Source organism: Pseudomonas sp. (assembly GCF_049645325.1).
In the GTDB taxonomy this organism is placed as follows: Bacteria; Pseudomonadota; Gammaproteobacteria; order Pseudomonadales; family Pseudomonadaceae; genus Aquipseudomonas.
Genome location: NZ_JBARTQ010000155.1, coordinates 16,432 through 32,519, shown reverse-complemented (window position 1 = coordinate 32,519; position 16,088 = coordinate 16,432). Strand labels below are relative to the sequence as shown.

The window sequence follows — 16,088 nt, the reverse complement described above, 5'->3', positions numbered from 1 at the left end:
CAGGAAAACCGCGTGCTAAATCGCCGGGCATGTCGCTATTGGATAAGAAAACCTACACGTTGAACTGCAAAGCGTTGCTCAAGTCGCCCATGGGTTTCTGGCCGCGGGCAATCATCGCGTCATCGCGCTGCTTGAGGCCGTCCAGGGTTTCCAGCTGAAACACCCGGGTGATCAGGCGCAAAATCGACGCGGTGTCGTAAACCGTATGGTCCACTGTGCCTTTGCGCGCAAACGGCGAGACCACCAGCGCCGGAATCCGCGTGCCCGGGCCCCAACGGTCGCCTTTGGGCGGCGCAACGTGGTCCCACCAGCCGCCGTTTTCATCGACCGTCACCACCACCACCATGTTTTTCCACTGCGGGCTTTCCTGCAGCACCTTCAAGGCGCGGGCGATATGGCGGTCGCCCGAGGCCACGTCGGCGTAACCGGCGTGCATGTTCAGGTTGCCCTGAGGCTTGTAGAAACTCACGGCGGGCAGCTTGCCGGCCTGGGCATCGGCGAAGAATGTGTTGGTGCTCGACTCGTCGCCCAAACCGCCATCGCGCAGGCGTTTATCGCGCTCGGCGCGGTTGTCGGGCCCTTGTTTCTTGAAATAGTTGAACGGCTGGTGGTGGTACTGGAAGTTCGGGATCTTGGGAATGCCCCCCGAATCCTTGAACTGCTCCAGCGTGGCCTGCCATGCCCCGGCGTACCAGGCCCAGTCGACGTTCTTTTTCGACAGCTTGTCGCCGATATGTTCGTGGGTTTGCGGCACCAGCACGTTGGGCAGGTCGGGCTTGGAGTAGTCCGGATTTTCCGGGTCGCGAATCCAGGTCGGCCAGTAGGGCGGAGCCAGCGTGTTCACACCGTAGCCGTCCGGGGTCAGCGCGCTCGGGCCGAACTGCGGCGGGCCGGTCATCGCGCTCGCCGGGGATTTATCCAGCGGCTTGAGGCGCGTGTCAGCCGGGTCATCACTCTGCAGCGTGGCAATCTGCGCCTTGGCCACCGACTGCGCGGCGTTCGGGTAGAACGGTGCCGTGGCGCTGATCAGGTATTGATGGTTAAGGAACGAGCCACCAAAGGCACCCTGGAAGAAGTTGTCGCACAGTACAAACTCCTTGGCCACGTCCCACAGGCGCAGGGCATAACGGCTCTGGGCGTAATAACCCATGACCAGGCCACCGGAATCCGCCCAGGCGACAAAGTTGTCGTTCTTGCCACCGTTGATCTGCATCTGGTTCTGATAAAACACGTGCCACAAATCGCGGGTGACCAGGCTCAACGGCAGGTCTTCGGCGTTCGGACCCTTGAGGGCGAAGGGGGCGTTGGGCAGGTTTTCCTGGAATTGCACGTCGCTGGGGTAGGTCACCCCATCCACACTTTGCGGGCCGACCTGCAATACGCCGCCCCAGGCTGGGGGCAATGTCGTCAGCACGCTACCGTCGCGGTCGCGTTGCTGAACGTCGGCTGCGGAGAGTGCCGACAGCGGTTTTTCCACGCCCGGGAAGTCGGCAAACAGGTTGTTGAAGCTGCGGTTCTCGGCGTAGATCACCACCACGGTTTTCACCTGGTCGTGTAAGGCCTTGTCCAACTCTTGTGGCGTAAGCGGCCGCACCACCGGCTTGCCCGGTGCGTCATCGGTACTGCCGCAGGCACTCAAGGTCGCGCCAACCCCCAACACTGCCGCGCCCCCCAGGAAGCGTCGGCGGCTGGTGTCCACCGGCGGTTGGTCGACAGTTTCGGGGAAAGGGCGGTCTTCGTGCTCGTCACTCATTGCTGGGAGTCCCTGCGGGTTGGTTGTTTCAAGACATTTCGCAGGACGGTAGCAATGCAATGTGACGCAAAGAAGACAGTGGCGTGATCGGTGGTGCGTGTCTGCACGTGCCCAGCGCTGCTAGACTGGTTCGATAATGGATGTCATCGAGGTGAACCGTGAAACCTTCAACCGCTCTTGACATGAAACGTGCCGCCGTCAGAGAAGTGGTGGGCCGTTTTCGTATCTCAAACCCAAGAATATTCGGATCTGTTTTATCGGGTACTGACCAGGAGGGCAGCGACCTTGATTTACTGGTCGATGCTCCGCCGGGAACCACTCTTTTTGATCTTGGTGGGCTGCAGGTAGAGCTTGAAGATCTTTTAGGGGTCACCGTGGACCTGCTCACACCGGGTGATTTGCCTTTGAAGTTCCGCGCGAAAGTGCTGGCTGAGGCCAGGCCGGTATGACGGCAAGTCGAATCGGGGATTATCTGGATCACATAAGGCAGGCCGCCGCAGATGCGATCGCATTTGTTGAGGGCTTGAGCAAGGAAGAGTTCCTGGAGGACAGGCGGACCCAGCAAGCAGTAGTCGTGAGTCTCATCATCATGGGCGAGGCATCAACAAAACTCATGGATCAGTACCCGGACTTCATTGCGAGTCATTCACAGATCCCGTGGCGCAGCATGCGTGGCATGCGCAATCGGATCGCTCACGGTTACTTCGATATCAACCTTGAGGTCGTATGGGACACGATCCAACGTGCATTGCCGGATCTATTGGAGCGCCTCCCTGTTGATCCTGCGTGACCACACCTGTTGCAACAACAGGCGTGGTCGTCAGCTATTTACGGCATCACCGGCGGCAAATACTTCAACGTTGTCCCCAGCGCCCACAGCAGGAACAACACCAGCGGCGTGTGCACCAGCAATTGCACAAACGAAAAGCCAATCAAATCCCGCGCCTTCAACCCCAGCACACCCAACAGCGGCAGCATGTAGAACGGGTTGATCAGGTTCGGCAGCGCCTCGGCCGCGTTGTAGATCTGCACCGCCCAGCCCAAGTGGTATTGCAGGTCGTTGGCCACTTGCATCACGTAAGGCGCTTCGATGATCCACTTGCCGCCGCCCGACGGAATAAAGAAGCCCAGCACCGCCGAATACACGCCCATCAGCAACGCGTAAGTGTCGTGGGAAGCAATGGAGGTAAAGAAGGTCGAGATATGGTGCGCCAGGGTCTGGCCGTCACCGCCCTTGACCACGGTCATCAGCGCGGCGATCGAGCCGTACAGTGGAAACTGGATCAGCACGCCGGTCGTGGTCGGCACGGCACGGGCCACTGCATCGAGAAAGCTGCGTGGGCGCCAGTGCAGCAAGGCGCCGACCATGATGAACAGGAAGTTATAGGTATTGAGCCCCGAGATTGCGCTGATCGCCGGCTTGGTCGAGAACTCATGGAACAGCCAACCGGCTGCCAGCAAGGCCAGCAAAATGGTCAGCAGCGGGCTGTGTTCCAGCCATTCGCCAGGGCGGGTGGGCGCTTGCGGCTTGGGCAGGTTGAACGCCGGGTCGACGCCACACGCCTTGGCGTCACGGGCGCTGTTCGGGCCGGGTGCCGTGGCGTAGGCGATGATCAGCGAGACCACGATCAGCGCCAGCAACATCACCCCGGATTGCCACAGGAAGATGGTTTCGGTGAACGGGATCATCCCGGTGATCGACAGGATCGACGGCGGCAAGCTGGCCGGGTTGGCCTGCAACTGCGCGGCCGACGACGACAGCCCCAGCGCCCACACGGCGCCCAGGCCCAGGTAGGCCGCCGCGCCGGCAGCGCGGTAGTCCATGCGCAAATCCGTGCGACGGGCCAATGCACGCACCAGCAGACCGCCAAACACCAGGGACAGCCCCCAGTTGAGCAAGGAAGCAACCATGGAGATCAGCGCCACCCAGGCCACCGCCGAGCGACCGTTCTTGGGGATGCGCGCCAAGCGGTCAATCAGCTTCACCGCAGGCGGTGAGCTGGCCACTACGTAACCCCCGATCACCACAAAGGCCATCTGCATGGTGAACGGGATCAGGCTCCAGAACCCGTCCCCGAAGGCTTTGGCGGCCTCGGTCGGTGCCGCGCCCATTCCCAAAGTCGCCACCGCGACAATGATCACGGCGAGGGCGGCAAACACCCAGGAGTCAGGAAACCAGCGTTCGGCGAAGTTGGAACAACGCAGGGCAAATCGGGCATAGCGGCTTTCTTCGATAGCATCGGCCACAGGTTCTACCTCTTGTATTTATTAGGGTGTTGGCAGTTTTACGGCATGTTCCGCTACGGCCATTGATATGGGAATGCAGTTATCTTCATCGATCAATGAGTAAAACAAATATATCCGTCGCGATTGCCATCATTGGGCGCAGCTCATAACCTGCACGCCATTTTGTTTGTCTGCCGAGCCACCCCATGACTGCCACCTTTTCTTCACAGGCGCAGCGTTTTTCCCGCTCCGACTACAAAACCCTGGGCCTGGCCGCCCTCGGCGGCGCCCTGGAAATCTACGACTTCATCATCTTCGTGTTTTTCGCGCTGACCCTCAGCCAACTGTTTTTCCCGCCGGAAATGCCCGAGTGGCTGCGCCTGCTGCAAAGCTTCGGGATCTTCGTCACCGGCTATCTGGCCCGGCCGCTGGGCGGCATCCTGATGGCGCACTTCGCCGATCACCTGGGGCGCAAACGCGTGTTCAGCCTGAGCATCCTGATGATGGCTTTGCCCTGCCTGCTGATCGGGATCATGCCGACCTACGCGCAAATCGGTTATTTCGCCCCGCTGATCCTGTTGGCGCTGCGCGTGCTGCAGGGCGCGGCCGTGGGCGGTGAGGTGCCCAGCGCCTGGACGTTCGTCGCCGAACACGCGCCGACGCATCATCGCGGCTACGCCCTGGGCTTCCTGCAGGCCGGCCTGACCTTCGGCTACCTGCTCGGCGCACTGACCGCGACCTTGCTGGCGCAAGTGTTCACCCCCGCCGAAATTCTCGATTACGCCTGGCGCTTGCCGTTCCTGCTCGGCGGCGTCTTTGGCGTGATCGGGGTTTGGCTGCGCCGCTGGCTCAGCGAAACGCCGGTGTTCCTTGAAATGCTGGCCCGCCGCCAAGCCGCCGCCGAACTGCCGCTGCGCACCGTGTTGCGCGACCACCGCGCCGTGTTGCTGCCGGCCATGATCCTGACCTGCGTGCTCACCTCCGCCGTGGTGGTGCTGGTGGTCATCACGCCGACCATGATGCAGAAAACCTTCGGCATGAGCCCCAGCCACACCTTCGGCTTGAGCGCGTTGGGCATCGTCTTCCTGAACATCGGCTGCGTCCTCGCCGGCCTGCTGGTAGACCGCATTGGCGCCTGGCGCGCGGTGCTGGTCTACAGCCTGCTGCTGCCAGTCGGCATTGCGGTGCTGTATACGAGCCTGATCAGTGGCGGCGTATGGCTGGGCGCGGCGTATGCCGTGGCGGGCTTGAGTTGCGGGGTGGTGGGCGCGGTGCCATCGGTGATGGTCGGCCTGTTTCCGGCACAGGTGCGGGTGTCGGGGATTTCCTTCACCTACAACATCGCCTACGCGCTGTGGGCGAGCACCACGCCGCTGCTGCTGATTGCGTTGATGCCGACCAGTCCGTGGATTTGCGTGGGGTATTGCGCAGTGATGGGGGCGGTGGGGGTGGTGAGTGTGGCGCTGTTCAGCAAGCGCCACACCTTGGCGGCCTAGGGGTTACGTCAGGAAGTGCCAGAGCACCAACGTACCTACCAAACCGACGACCGAAACAATGGTCTGCAACACCGACCACACCCAGATCGTCTGCTTCAATTGCAAGCCGAAGTACTCACGCACCATCCAGAAGCCGGCGTCGTTGACGTGGCAGAAGAACACCGAGCCCGCGCCAATCGCCAGGGCTACCAATGAACTTTGGGTCGCCGCCAGTCCCGCCATCATCGGCGCGAGAATGCCTGCCGTGGTGGTGGTGGCGACGGTGGCCGAGCCGGTCGCTTGGCGCAGTGCCACGGCGATCAACCAGGCCAGCAGCAGATAAGACATGTGCGCGCCTTCAGCGACTTTGCTGATGGTCTGGCTGACGCCTGCGTCGAGCAAGGTTTGCTTGAGGCCGCCACCGGCGCCGATGGTCAGCAACAACACGGCGATCGGCGCGAGGGCTTTGCGCAGGGTGTTGCCGACTTCCGCACGTGGCATGCCCGCCGCCCAGCCGAGGCAGATCACCGCGGCGATGACCGCCAGGCCAAGGGCGATCAGCGGTTCACCGAGGAACTTCAAGGTCAGTGCCAGCGGGTTTTCCGGCGACATGGCGACTTTGGCCAAGGTGCTGCCGAGCATCAAAATCACCGGCAACAAAATGATCAGCAAGGAAACGCCGAAGCTCGGTTGGCGCGGCGCCTTGGGCGGTGCGCTGAACAGCGCGCCAATGTCGGCCGGTTCATCCACGTGCAAGCGCTTGGACAGCCAGTTGCCATAGATCGGCCCGGCGAGAATCACCGCCGGCACTGCCAGGCAGAAACCCAGCAACATGGTCAGGCCGAGGTCAGCGTGCAACGCGCCCACCGCAATCAGCGGCCCCGGGTGCGGCGGCATCAGCGCGTGCAGGGTGGTCATGCCCGCGAGCGCCGGGATCGCAATTTTCAGCAGCGGCTGGTTCGAGCGCTTGGCCATGACGAAGATGATCGGCACCATCATCACCAGGCCCACTTCGAAGAACAGTGGCAAACCAATCACCATGGCCACCAGCGCCATGACCCAGGGCAATGACTTGCCTTTGCCCAACCCCAGCAACGTGGTGGCAATACGGTCGGCGGCGCCGGACTCGGCCATCAGCGCGCCGAGCATCGAGCCCAAGGCGATGATGATCCCGGCTTCACCGAGGATCGCCCCGGCGCCTTTGCTGAAGGCTTTGGCGACTTCTTCGGGGGGCAGTCCGGCACCGACACCGGCGATGAACGTGCCGATCAGAATCGACAGGAACGGCGGCAGCTTGGTCGCGCTGATCAGCACGATGATGCTGGCGATGGCCAGCAATACACAAAACATGAGGCGGGTGTCGTGAACCATCCACGCGGCAGTCGATAACTCCAAAACGGGACTCCTTATCGAACAGGTTGGCTAATTTGTTTCTTTTTGTTTCCTGCCCGAAAAGCATACCTGATAGTACTGTTCCAAAGCATTCATGGGCGATTTTGGTGCGACCCATCTAACAGCGAGCTGGCGCGCGGATGACAAATTTGCAACCCATGCCTGAGGATTTGGCCTATAGCTCTATGATCAACCGACCACACCCTTTGAGGACATTTCATGAGCGCAGGACATAACCACGGCCAGGTACGCGCCGGCCACGAGCGGCTTTTATGGATCGCCCTGGGGCTGACCGGCAGTTTCATGATTGCCGAGGTAATCGGTGCGTTTATCACCGGCAGCCTGGCGCTGCTGTCCGACGCCGCCCACATGATGACCGACGCCTTGGCCCTGGCGATTTCGCTGGTGGCCATCCAGGTCGCCAAGCGCCCGGCCGACCGCAAACGCACGTTTGGCTACGCGCGTTTCGAAATTCTGGCGGCGGCCTTCAATGCACTACTGCTGTTCTCCGTGGCGTTTTACATCCTGTATGAGGCCTATCAACGGCTGCAGGCGCCGGCTGAAATCCAGTCCACCGGCATGCTGGTGATTGCGGTGCTGGGGCTGGTCGTCAACCTGATCTCCATGCGCCTGCTCGGCGCGGCCAGTGGCGAAAGCCTGAACGTGAAGGGCGCCTACCTGGAAGTCTGGAGCGACATGCTCGGTTCCATCGGCGTGATCATCGCGGCCGTGGTGATCATGTACACCGGCTGGGGCTGGATCGACTCCGTGGTGGCGGCAGCGATTGGTTTCTGGGTACTGCCGCGCACCTGGACGCTGCTCAAGGAAAGCATGAACGTGCTGCTGCAAGGCGTGCCGGACGGAATTGATATCGATAAGGTCGAACAGGCCATCCGTGCGGTGCCGGGAGTCAAGGACGTGCACGACCTGCACATCTGGGCCCTGACCAGCGGCAAAAATGTGCTGAGTGCGCATCTGGTCGCGGATTCATCCCAAGGTACCGAGCAACACATCCTCACGCAGGTGACGGAATTGCTCCACGAACAATTCGATATTTCCCACGCGACTCTACAAATCGAAGGGGAGGGTTTTCAGCACGACGAGCACGACGAGGTGCATGCCTGATCCGGCTAACGGATTTGTAATGTTCTGCCCACCGCCCTGATAAGTACCGAAAGCTACATTGCCCCCGCTGGAAACCTCAGCGACTTCATGGGCGTGGAACTCTCGTTATGGCAATTTCCGTTAGAACACTGTTGGGGGCGACGGCATTGTGGGCGGTCGCAAGCGTCGCCCAGGCACAAACCCTCACCCTCGATTCGGCCCTGCAAACCGCCTTCGCCAACAATCCGGACCTGGCGGCCGCGCAATGGGAAATCGACATCGCCGAAGGCGGTCGCCAGCAGGCCGGCTTGATTCCTAACCCGGTGGCGTCCTGGGACGCCGAAGACACACGCCGCAACTCCCGAACCACCTCCTTGAAGCTCAGCCAGACCCTGGAACTGGGCGGCAAGCGCGGCGCGCGCATTGACGTGGCCACACGCGCCCAGGACGCCGCCGCACTGACCTTGGAGCAGCGCCGAAACGGCCTGCGTGCCGATGTGATCGACGGCTACTACGGCGCGCTGCGGGCCCAGGAACGTCTTGACCTGGCCCAACGCTCGCTGGCCTTGGCCGAGCGCGGGCTGGTGGTCGCCAAGGCGCGCGTCACCGCCGGCAAGTCCTCGCCGGTGGAGGCCACGCGGGCTCAGGTGCAATTGTCCGAGATCCGCCTGGAATTCAACCGTGCGCAGATCGGCCTCAGTGATGCCTATCGTCGCCTGGCGGCCAGCACCGGCAGCGCCACGCCTGACTTCCAGGCGGTCGCTGCGCCTGGTCAGGCCACCACGCCGCCGTTACCGCCGACGACGACATTGCTCGCACGCCTTGAGCAAACCACCGAGCTGCGTCTGGCCGAGCTGCAAATCCTGCAAAGCGAAGCCAGCGTCGGCCTGGAGAAAGCCCAGCGCATTCCCGACCTCGACGTGTCCATCGGCAGCCAGTACGACGCCAGTGTGCGTGAGCGCGTGAACCTGGTGGGCGTCTCGATGCCAATCCCGTTGTTCAACCGCAATCAGGGCAACGTGCTGGCGGCCAGCCGCCGCGTCGACCAGGCTCGTGACCTGCGCAATGCCGCCGAACTGCGTCTGCGCACCGAAACCCGTCAGGCCCTGGACCTGTGGCAAACCGCGAACACCGAGGTGCAAGCGTTCAACCAGCAAATCCTGCCCGCCGCCCAACGTGCAGTGGACAGCGCCACCCGTGGCTTCGAGATGGGCAAGTTCAACTTCCTCGACGTGCTCGACGCCCAGCGCACCTTGATCGGGGCGCGCACCCAATACCTCGCGGCGACCGCTCAGGCGACTGACGCCTGGGTGCGCATCGAACGGATTTACGGCGACCTCGCCCGGTTCTGATTTTTTCTGGAGTTTTTTATGAAGCATAAACACGGCGTGGCGCTTGTCGTCGCCCTGGGCCTGATGCTGTCCGGGTTTGCAACGGCCGACGAAGACGAAGGCACACTCGAACTCACCGAACAGCAGATCCAGGCCGCCGGTATTGAGCTCGCCCAGGCTCAGCCCCGCGCGCTCAGCACACTGCTGACGCTGCCGGGTGAAGTACGCTTCGACGAAGACCGCACCTCGCACATCGTTCCGCGTGCAGCCGGTGTGGTGGAGTCGGTCAAGGTCAACCTCGGGCAGTCGGTCAAAAAAGGCGAGGTGCTGGCGGTGATCGCCAGCCAGCAGATTTCGGACCAGCGCAGCGAGCTGGCGGCCAGTGAACGCCGGGTCGAACTGGCGCGCACCACGTTCCAGCGCGAACGCCAGCTGTGGAAGGACGAAATCTCCGCCGAGCAGGATTACCTGCTGGCGCGCCAGGTCTTGCAAGAGGCTGAAATCGCCCTGAACAACGCCCGACAAAAGATGACGGCCCTCAGTGGCAGCGTGGCGGCGGTTGGTGGCAATCGCTATGAACTGCGCGCGCCGTTCGCGGGCATCGTGGTGGAAAAACACCTCGGCGTCGGCGAAGTGGTCAGCGAAACCAGCAATGCCTTTACCCTCTCGGACCTCTCCCAGGTGTGGGTCACGTTTGGTGTATTTCCCAAGGACCTGAACAAGGTTCGTGTCGGCAAACCGGTGACTGTCAGCTCCACGGAAATGGGCACTGACGTACGCGGCAGCGTGGCGTACGTCGGCAATTTGCTTGGCGAGCAGACACGCACCGCCACCGTGCGCGTCACCGTGCCCAACCCTGATAACGCCTGGCGCCCCGGCCTGTTTGTGACCGTGCAAGTGGCCACCGACACCTACCAGGCCAAGGTCACCGTGCCGCAAACCGCAATCCAGACGGTTGAAGACAAACCCTCGGTATTCGTGCGCACTCCGGACGGCTTTATCACCCGCCACCTCGAACTGGGTGTGAGTGAAAACGGTTACGTCGAAGTGCGCCAGGGCCTCGAAGCCGGGGTGCAGGTCGCTACCGTCGGCAGCTTCATCCTCAAGTCCGAACTGGGCAAAGGCTCGGCCGAACACGCCCATTGATCCTGCGAGTGATTCCCCATGTTTGAGCGCCTTATCCAATTCGCCATCGAGCAGCGCATCATCGTGTTGCTGGCGGTGCTGTTGATGGCCGGTGTCGGCATTGCCAGCTACCAGAAGTTGCCCATTGATGCGGTGCCCGACATCACCAATGTGCAGGTACAGATCAACTCGGCGGCGGCCGGGTTTTCGCCGCTGGAAACCGAGCAGCGCATTACCTTTCCCATCGAAACCGCCATGGCCGGGCTGCCGGGTTTGCAGCAGACGCGTTCGTTGTCGCGCTCCGGTTTGTCCCAGGTCACGGTGATTTTCAAGGACGGCACCGACCTGTTTTTTGCGCGCCAATTGGTCAATGAGCGCCTGCAAGTCGCGCGGGGGCAATTGCCCCTCGGGATCGAAACGGCAATGGGGCCGATTTCCACCGGGCTCGGGGAAATTTTCCTGTGGACCGTGGAAGCCGAGGACGGCGCGCGCAAGGACGACGGCACGGCCTACACGCCGACGGACCTGCGGGTGATCCAGGACTGGATCATCAAGCCCCAACTGCGCAACGTGCCGGGCGTGGCCGAGATCAACACCATCGGCGGTTTCGCCAAGGAATACCAGATCGCGCCGGACCCCAAGCGGCTGGCGGCCTATAACCTGACGCTGGGCGATTTGGTCACCGCGCTGGAGCGCAATAACGCCAACGTCGGCGCCGGCTACATCGAGCGCAGCGGCGAGCAGTTGCTCATCCGTGCGCCGGGGCAGGTGGCATCCATTGATGACATCGCCAACATCGTCATCACCACGTCGGACGGCACGCCGATTCGCGTGCGCAATGTGGCGCAGGTCGAAATAGGCCGTGAATTGCGCACCGGCGCGGCCACGGAAAACGGCCGTGAAGTGGTGCTCGGCACGGTATTCATGTTGATCGGCGAGAACAGCCGCACCGTGTCCCAGGCGGTGGCAAAAAAACTGGAAGAGATCAACCGTTCGCTGCCCGAAGGCGTGGTGGCGGTCACTGTCTATGACCGCACCAATCTCGTGGAAAAAGCCATCGCCACCGTGAAGAAAAACCTCTTCGAAGGTGCGCTGCTGGTGGTCGCGGTGCTGTTCCTGTTCCTCGGTAATATCCGCGCGGCGCTGATCACCGCGATGGTCATTCCGCTGGCGATGTTGTTCACCTTTACCGGCATGTTCACCAACAAGGTCAGTGCCAATCTGATGAGCTTGGGCGCGCTGGACTTCGGCATTATCGTCGACGGCGCAGTGGTCATTGTCGAGAACGCTATCCGCCGCCTGGCCCACGCGCAGCAGCGTCACGGGCGGCTGCTCACCCGAAGCGAGCGCCTGCACGAAGTGTTCGCTGCCGCCAAGGAAGCCCGGCGCGCGCTGATTTTCGGGCAGTTGATCATCATGGTGGTGTACCTGCCGATCTTTGCCCTCACGGGGGTGGCCGGGAAAATGTTCCACCCGATGGCCTTCACAGTGGTGATTGCCTTGCTGGGGGCGATGATTCTGTCGGTGACGTTTGTGCCGGCCGCCATTGCGCTGTTCGTCACCGGCAAGGTCAAGGAAGAGGAAAACCTGGTGATGCGCACTGCACGTCGGGCCTACGCGCCGGTGCTGGATTGGGTGATGGCGCGCCGTCCGTTGGTGTTTGGTCTGGCAGTACTGGCCATCGTCGCCTCGGGCGTGGTCGCCAGCCGCATGGGCAGCGAATTTATCCCCAGCCTCAGTGAAGGTGACTTCGCCCAGCAGGCCCTGCGCGTGCCGGGTACCAGCCTCACGCAATCGGTGCAGATGCAGCAGCAGCTTGAGAAAACCTTGATGGCCCAAGTGCCGGAAATCGAGCGGGTGTTCGCACGGACCGGCACCGCGGAAATTGCCTCGGACCCGATGCCGCCGAACATTTCCGACAGCTATGTGATGCTTAAACCCAAGGACCAATGGCCGGACCCGAAAAAGTCTCGCGAAACACTGATCGCCGATATCCAGCGCGCCAGTGCGATTGTGCCGGGCAGTGCGTATGAATTGTCGCAACCGATTCAACTGCGGTTCAACGAACTGATTTCCGGGGTGCGCAGCGACGTGGCGGTGAAGGTGTTTGGTGATGACATGGCGGTGCTCAACAAGACCGCCGGAGAAATTGCCGAGACCCTGCAAAAACTCGGGGGCGCCTCGGAAGTGAAAGTGGAGCAGACCTCCGGTCTGCCGGTGCTGACCATCAATATCGATCGCGACAAGGCCGCGCGCTTTGGCCTGAATGTGGGCGATGTGCAGGACACTATTGCCGTCGCCGTCGGTGGGCGCCAAGCCGGCACGTTGTACGAAGGTGACCGTCGTTTTGACATGGTGGTGCGTTTGTCCGACGCGCTGCGCACGGATATCGACGGGCTGTCGCGGCTATTGATTCCGGTGCCAGCGCTGGCCAGCAATGCGTCCGGGCAATTGGGCTTTATCGCGTTGTCCCAGGTCGCGAGTCTGGACCTGGTGCTCGGCCCGAACCAGATCAGCCGCGAGAACGGCAAGCGGTTGGTGATCGTCAGCGCCAACGTACGCGGGCGTGATATTGGGTCGTTTGTCGACGAGGCCGAAGCTGCGATCGCCGCTCAGGTGAAGGTACCTGCGGGTTACTGGACCACGTGGGGCGGCCAGTTCGAACAGCTCAAGGAAGCGTCCGAGCGTTTGCGCATCGTGGTGCCGGTGGCGTTGCTGCTGGTGTTCGGGCTGTTGTTCATGATGTTCAACAACCTCAAGGACGGCTTGCTGGTGTTCACCGGGATTCCGTTTGCGCTGACCGGTGGGATCATGGCGCTGTGGCTGCGGGATATTCCATTGTCGATCTCGGCGGGGGTGGGGTTTATCGCGCTGTCGGGCGTGGCCGTGCTCAACGGTTTGGTGATGATTGCGTTTATCCGCAACCTGCGCGAGGAAGGGCGCTCGCTGTCGGTGGCAATCAATGAAGGCGCGCTGACCCGCTTGCGCCCGGTGCTGATGACAGCGCTGGTGGCGTCCCTCGGGTTTATCCCCATGGCACTGGCCACCGGCACCGGCGCTGAGGTGCAGCGTCCGTTGGCGACAGTGGTGATCGGCGGGATTATCTCCTCGACATTACTGACCTTGCTGGTGCTGCCGGCGTTGTATCAGTGGGCGCATCGCAAGGAGGAGTGAACCCGCTGTAGTGAGCGGTCACGCTGCTCAAAACCAGAGATCACCTGTGGGGGTTGTCGAGCTTTGGCACGAACAGCTCTCTTTCAGACACCCCAAATCAACTGTGGGAGCTGTCGAGCTCTAGCAAGGCTGCGAAAGCGGTGGGGCAGGCGACTTCTCTACTGAATGTGCCGCCGCCTTCGCAGCCTCGCTGGGGCTCGAAAGCTCCCACATTGGATTGGGGTGTGAGCTGGATGGAGTCACCCGCGACCTCGGAGCTGAGCAAATCTCTACCAGGCAACAGAGATCACCTGTGGGAGCTGTCGAGCTCTAGCGAGGCTGCGAAAGCGGTGGGGCAGGCGACATTTTTATTGAATGTGCCGCCGCCTTCGCGGCCTCGCTGGGGCTCGACGGCTCCCACATGGTTGACGTGCGTATTCATCAACCCTGGGGCGCCCGTGGAAAGACCAGGCGAAACAAGGTGAAGCCACCGGGCAGGCTGCGCACATCAGTCTGCCCCTGGTGCAGGGTCATGATCGAACGCACGATGGCCAGGCCCAGGCCGGTGCCGCCTTCGGTGCGGGCGCGGCTGCTGTCGACACGGTAGAAACGTTCGAACAGGTGCGGCAGGTGTTGCGCCTCGATCCCCGGGCCCGGGTTGCTCACCGACACCGATACCTGGTCGCCATAGGCCTCCACCAGCAGCGAAATATGTGAACCCGGCGGGGTGTGGCGGATGGCGTTGGACAGCAAGTTGGAAAGCGCTCGCTGAATCATCAAACGGTCGCCCTGCACCTGGGCATCGCCGCTCAAAGTCAGGCTCAAGTGTTTGTCTTCGGCGCTCAGGGCAAACAGCGCCATCACCCGATTGGCTTCCTGCGCCAGGGATACCGCAATAAAAGAAGCCCGCGCCGCCGGGTGGCTGACCTGCGCCAGAAACAGCATGTCGGAGACGATGCGTCCCAGGCGCTCCAGCTCTTCCGTGTTGGATTCCAACACCGCTTTGTATTCCTCCGGCGGCCGCTGGCGCGACAGCGTGACCTGGACCTTGCCCATCAGGTTGGTCAGGGGCGCGCGCAGCTCGTGGGCAAGGTCGTCGGAGAATTGCGACAGCTGCTGCACCCCTGCGTCGAGGCGATCAAGCATCACGTTGAAGCCTTGCGCCAATTCGCCCAGCTCCTGGGGCAGGTTCTCGACAGACAAACGATGGGTCAGGTCCTGAGTGGTGACTTTGGCCGCCACATGGCTGAACTGCTTCAACGGCGCGAGCCCGCGTTGCACCAGCCACCAGGCGCCCATGCCGATCAGGATCAGCAGCATCGGCAGCGCAATCACCGTGGCGCGCAGGTAGGCGCTGAGCAGTGCCTGATCGTCCATGCGGTCCAGCGACAGCAGCACGCGCACACGCTCGCCACTCGCCAGGCGCATCAGGCTGGAAGCGCTGAGCACCTGGTTGCCATAGCTGTCGGTCCAATTGAGGTAACCGAGGGTCTCCCGCGGGGTGAAGTCGGTCAGCAGCGGTTCCTGAGGCTTGGCGCCGATGCTCAGCAGCACGCTTTCGTCGGGCGCGGTGCCGACGATGGTCAGGTAAAAATTGTCATGACCGATCACCAAGTCCATCAGCGAATGCGGGCGTGCACGGATGGCGTCGGCATCCAGCCCCTGGGCAAGGCTGTGCTGGATCTGCTCCATCTTGCTTTCCAGGCCTTTGCGCGCCAGTTTCTCCAACTCGTGGGTCAGGGCGAGGTAGGCCAATGTCGCCAGCAACAGCACCAGGCCGGCGCCCATCAGGCTGACCGTCAAACCCAGGCGCATCGACAGGCTGCTGGTCCTCATTGCCGCGCCTCCAACACATACCCCACACCGCGAATCGTGTGGATCAGCTTGACCTCGCTCTGGTCATCGACCTTGGCGCGCAGGCGACTGATGGAGACTTCCACCACGTTGGTGTCGCAGTCGAAATTCATGTCCCACACTAGGGAAATAATCTGCGTGCGCGTCAGCACTTCGCCGGTCTGGCGCATCAGCACCTGCAGCAGCGCGAACTCCTTGGTCGTCAGGTCGATACGCCGGCTGCCGCGATAGGCGCGATGGCGACGCGGGTCGAGCTCAAGGTCCGACACGCGGAACACCTCCGGCTGCGGGATATGCTCGCTGCGCCGCAGCAGGGTGCGTACCCGCGCCAGTAACTCGGGAAACTCAAAAGGTTTGACCAGGTAGTCGTCGGCGCCCATGTCCAGGCCCTTGATCTTGTCGGCCAGGCGGCCACGGGCGGTCAGCATCATCACCCGCTGTGAACCGTTGCGACGCAATTGCTCCAGCACTTCCCAGCCATCCTTGCCGGGCAGGTTGACGTCAAGAATCACCAATTCATAAGCGTGTTGCCCGGCCAGGTGCAAGCCGTCGATGCCATTGGACGCGCAGTCCACGACGTAGCCGCTTTCATTCAGGCCCTGTTGCAGGTAATCGGCGGTTTTTTGCTCGTCCTCAACCACAAGGATACGCATGGGGATTTACCTTTTACTGATT

At 62.0% G+C, this 16,088-nt stretch carries 12 protein-coding genes; 7 read left to right on the top strand and 5 right to left on the bottom strand.

From position 1 onward, the window contains the following. Positions 1-52 precede the first annotated feature (52 nt). Positions 53-1,753 (bottom strand): acid phosphatase, encoded by a 1,701-nt coding sequence (acpA, locus tag WBB95_RS06965; protein ID WP_424486895.1) that lies wholly within the window; start codon positions 1,751-1,753, stop codon positions 53-55. A 158-nt stretch (positions 1,754-1,911) separates the two neighbouring features. On the opposite strand from acpA, the gene WBB95_RS06960 reads away from it, so the two are divergent. Next, positions 1,912-2,202 carry a nucleotidyltransferase family protein gene (locus WBB95_RS06960; protein ID WP_424486894.1) on the top strand — a complete coding sequence of 97 codons (291 nt, stop codon included), beginning with the start codon at positions 1,912-1,914 and terminating at the stop codon, positions 2,200-2,202. Next, the gene (locus WBB95_RS06955; protein WP_424486893.1) at positions 2,199-2,543 is read left to right on the top strand and encodes a DUF86 domain-containing protein; all 345 of its coding nucleotides are present in this window, start codon (positions 2,199-2,201) and stop codon (positions 2,541-2,543) included. The genes WBB95_RS06960 and WBB95_RS06955 overlap by 4 nt, the downstream gene beginning before the upstream one ends. A gap of 38 nt (positions 2,544-2,581) precedes the next feature. Here the strand turns inward: WBB95_RS06955 and WBB95_RS06950 are convergent, their stop codons facing one another. Then, positions 2,582-4,000, bottom strand: a complete 1,419-nt coding sequence (locus WBB95_RS06950) for a short-chain fatty acid transporter (protein WP_424486892.1) — start codon at positions 3,998-4,000, stop codon at positions 2,582-2,584. A 185-nt stretch (positions 4,001-4,185) separates the two neighbouring features. On the opposite strand from WBB95_RS06950, the gene WBB95_RS06945 reads away from it, so the two are divergent. Further along, positions 4,186-5,475 (top strand): MFS transporter, encoded by a 1,290-nt coding sequence (locus WBB95_RS06945; protein ID WP_424486891.1) that lies wholly within the window; start codon positions 4,186-4,188, stop codon positions 5,473-5,475. Positions 5,476-5,478: 3 nt separating this feature from the next. Here the strand turns inward: WBB95_RS06945 and WBB95_RS06940 are convergent, their stop codons facing one another. Continuing rightward, complete coding sequence (locus WBB95_RS06940; RefSeq protein ID WP_424486890.1) at positions 5,479-6,849, bottom strand: gluconate:H+ symporter; 1,371 nt, start codon at positions 6,847-6,849, stop codon at positions 5,479-5,481. Between the two features lie 216 nt (positions 6,850-7,065). Between WBB95_RS06940 and WBB95_RS06935 the strand changes: the two genes are divergently transcribed. The 4 genes from WBB95_RS06935 (at position 7,066) to WBB95_RS06920 (ending at position 13,580) form a co-directional block, all read left to right on the top strand. Continuing rightward, complete coding sequence (locus tag WBB95_RS06935) at positions 7,066-7,971, top strand: cation diffusion facilitator family transporter (protein ID WP_424486889.1); 906 nt, start codon at positions 7,066-7,068, stop codon at positions 7,969-7,971. 107 nt (positions 7,972-8,078) lie between these two features. Then, positions 8,079-9,302 (top strand): TolC family protein, encoded by a 1,224-nt coding sequence (locus WBB95_RS06930; protein ID WP_424486888.1) that lies wholly within the window; start codon positions 8,079-8,081, stop codon positions 9,300-9,302. 18 nt (positions 9,303-9,320) lie between these two features. After that, on the top strand, positions 9,321-10,427 hold the full coding sequence (locus WBB95_RS06925; protein ID WP_424486887.1) for an efflux RND transporter periplasmic adaptor subunit: 1,107 nt from the start codon (positions 9,321-9,323) through the stop codon (positions 10,425-10,427). A gap of 18 nt (positions 10,428-10,445) precedes the next feature. Next, positions 10,446-13,580, top strand: a complete 3,135-nt coding sequence (locus WBB95_RS06920; RefSeq protein WP_424486886.1) for a CusA/CzcA family heavy metal efflux RND transporter — start codon at positions 10,446-10,448, stop codon at positions 13,578-13,580. Positions 13,581-14,000: 420 nt separating this feature from the next. Here WBB95_RS06920 and WBB95_RS06915 read toward each other — a convergent pair whose 3' ends face one another. Together WBB95_RS06915 and WBB95_RS06910 are read right to left on the bottom strand one after the other, a co-directional pair. Next, entirely contained in the window at positions 14,001-15,395 is a 1,395-nt protein-coding gene (locus WBB95_RS06915; RefSeq protein ID WP_424486885.1) for a heavy metal sensor histidine kinase, read from the bottom strand. Further along, the gene (locus WBB95_RS06910; RefSeq protein WP_424486884.1) at positions 15,392-16,066 is read right to left on the bottom strand and encodes a heavy metal response regulator transcription factor; all 675 of its coding nucleotides are present in this window, start codon (positions 16,064-16,066) and stop codon (positions 15,392-15,394) included. Before WBB95_RS06910 ends, WBB95_RS06915 begins: the two co-directional genes overlap by 4 nt. Positions 16,067-16,088 lie beyond the last annotated feature (22 nt).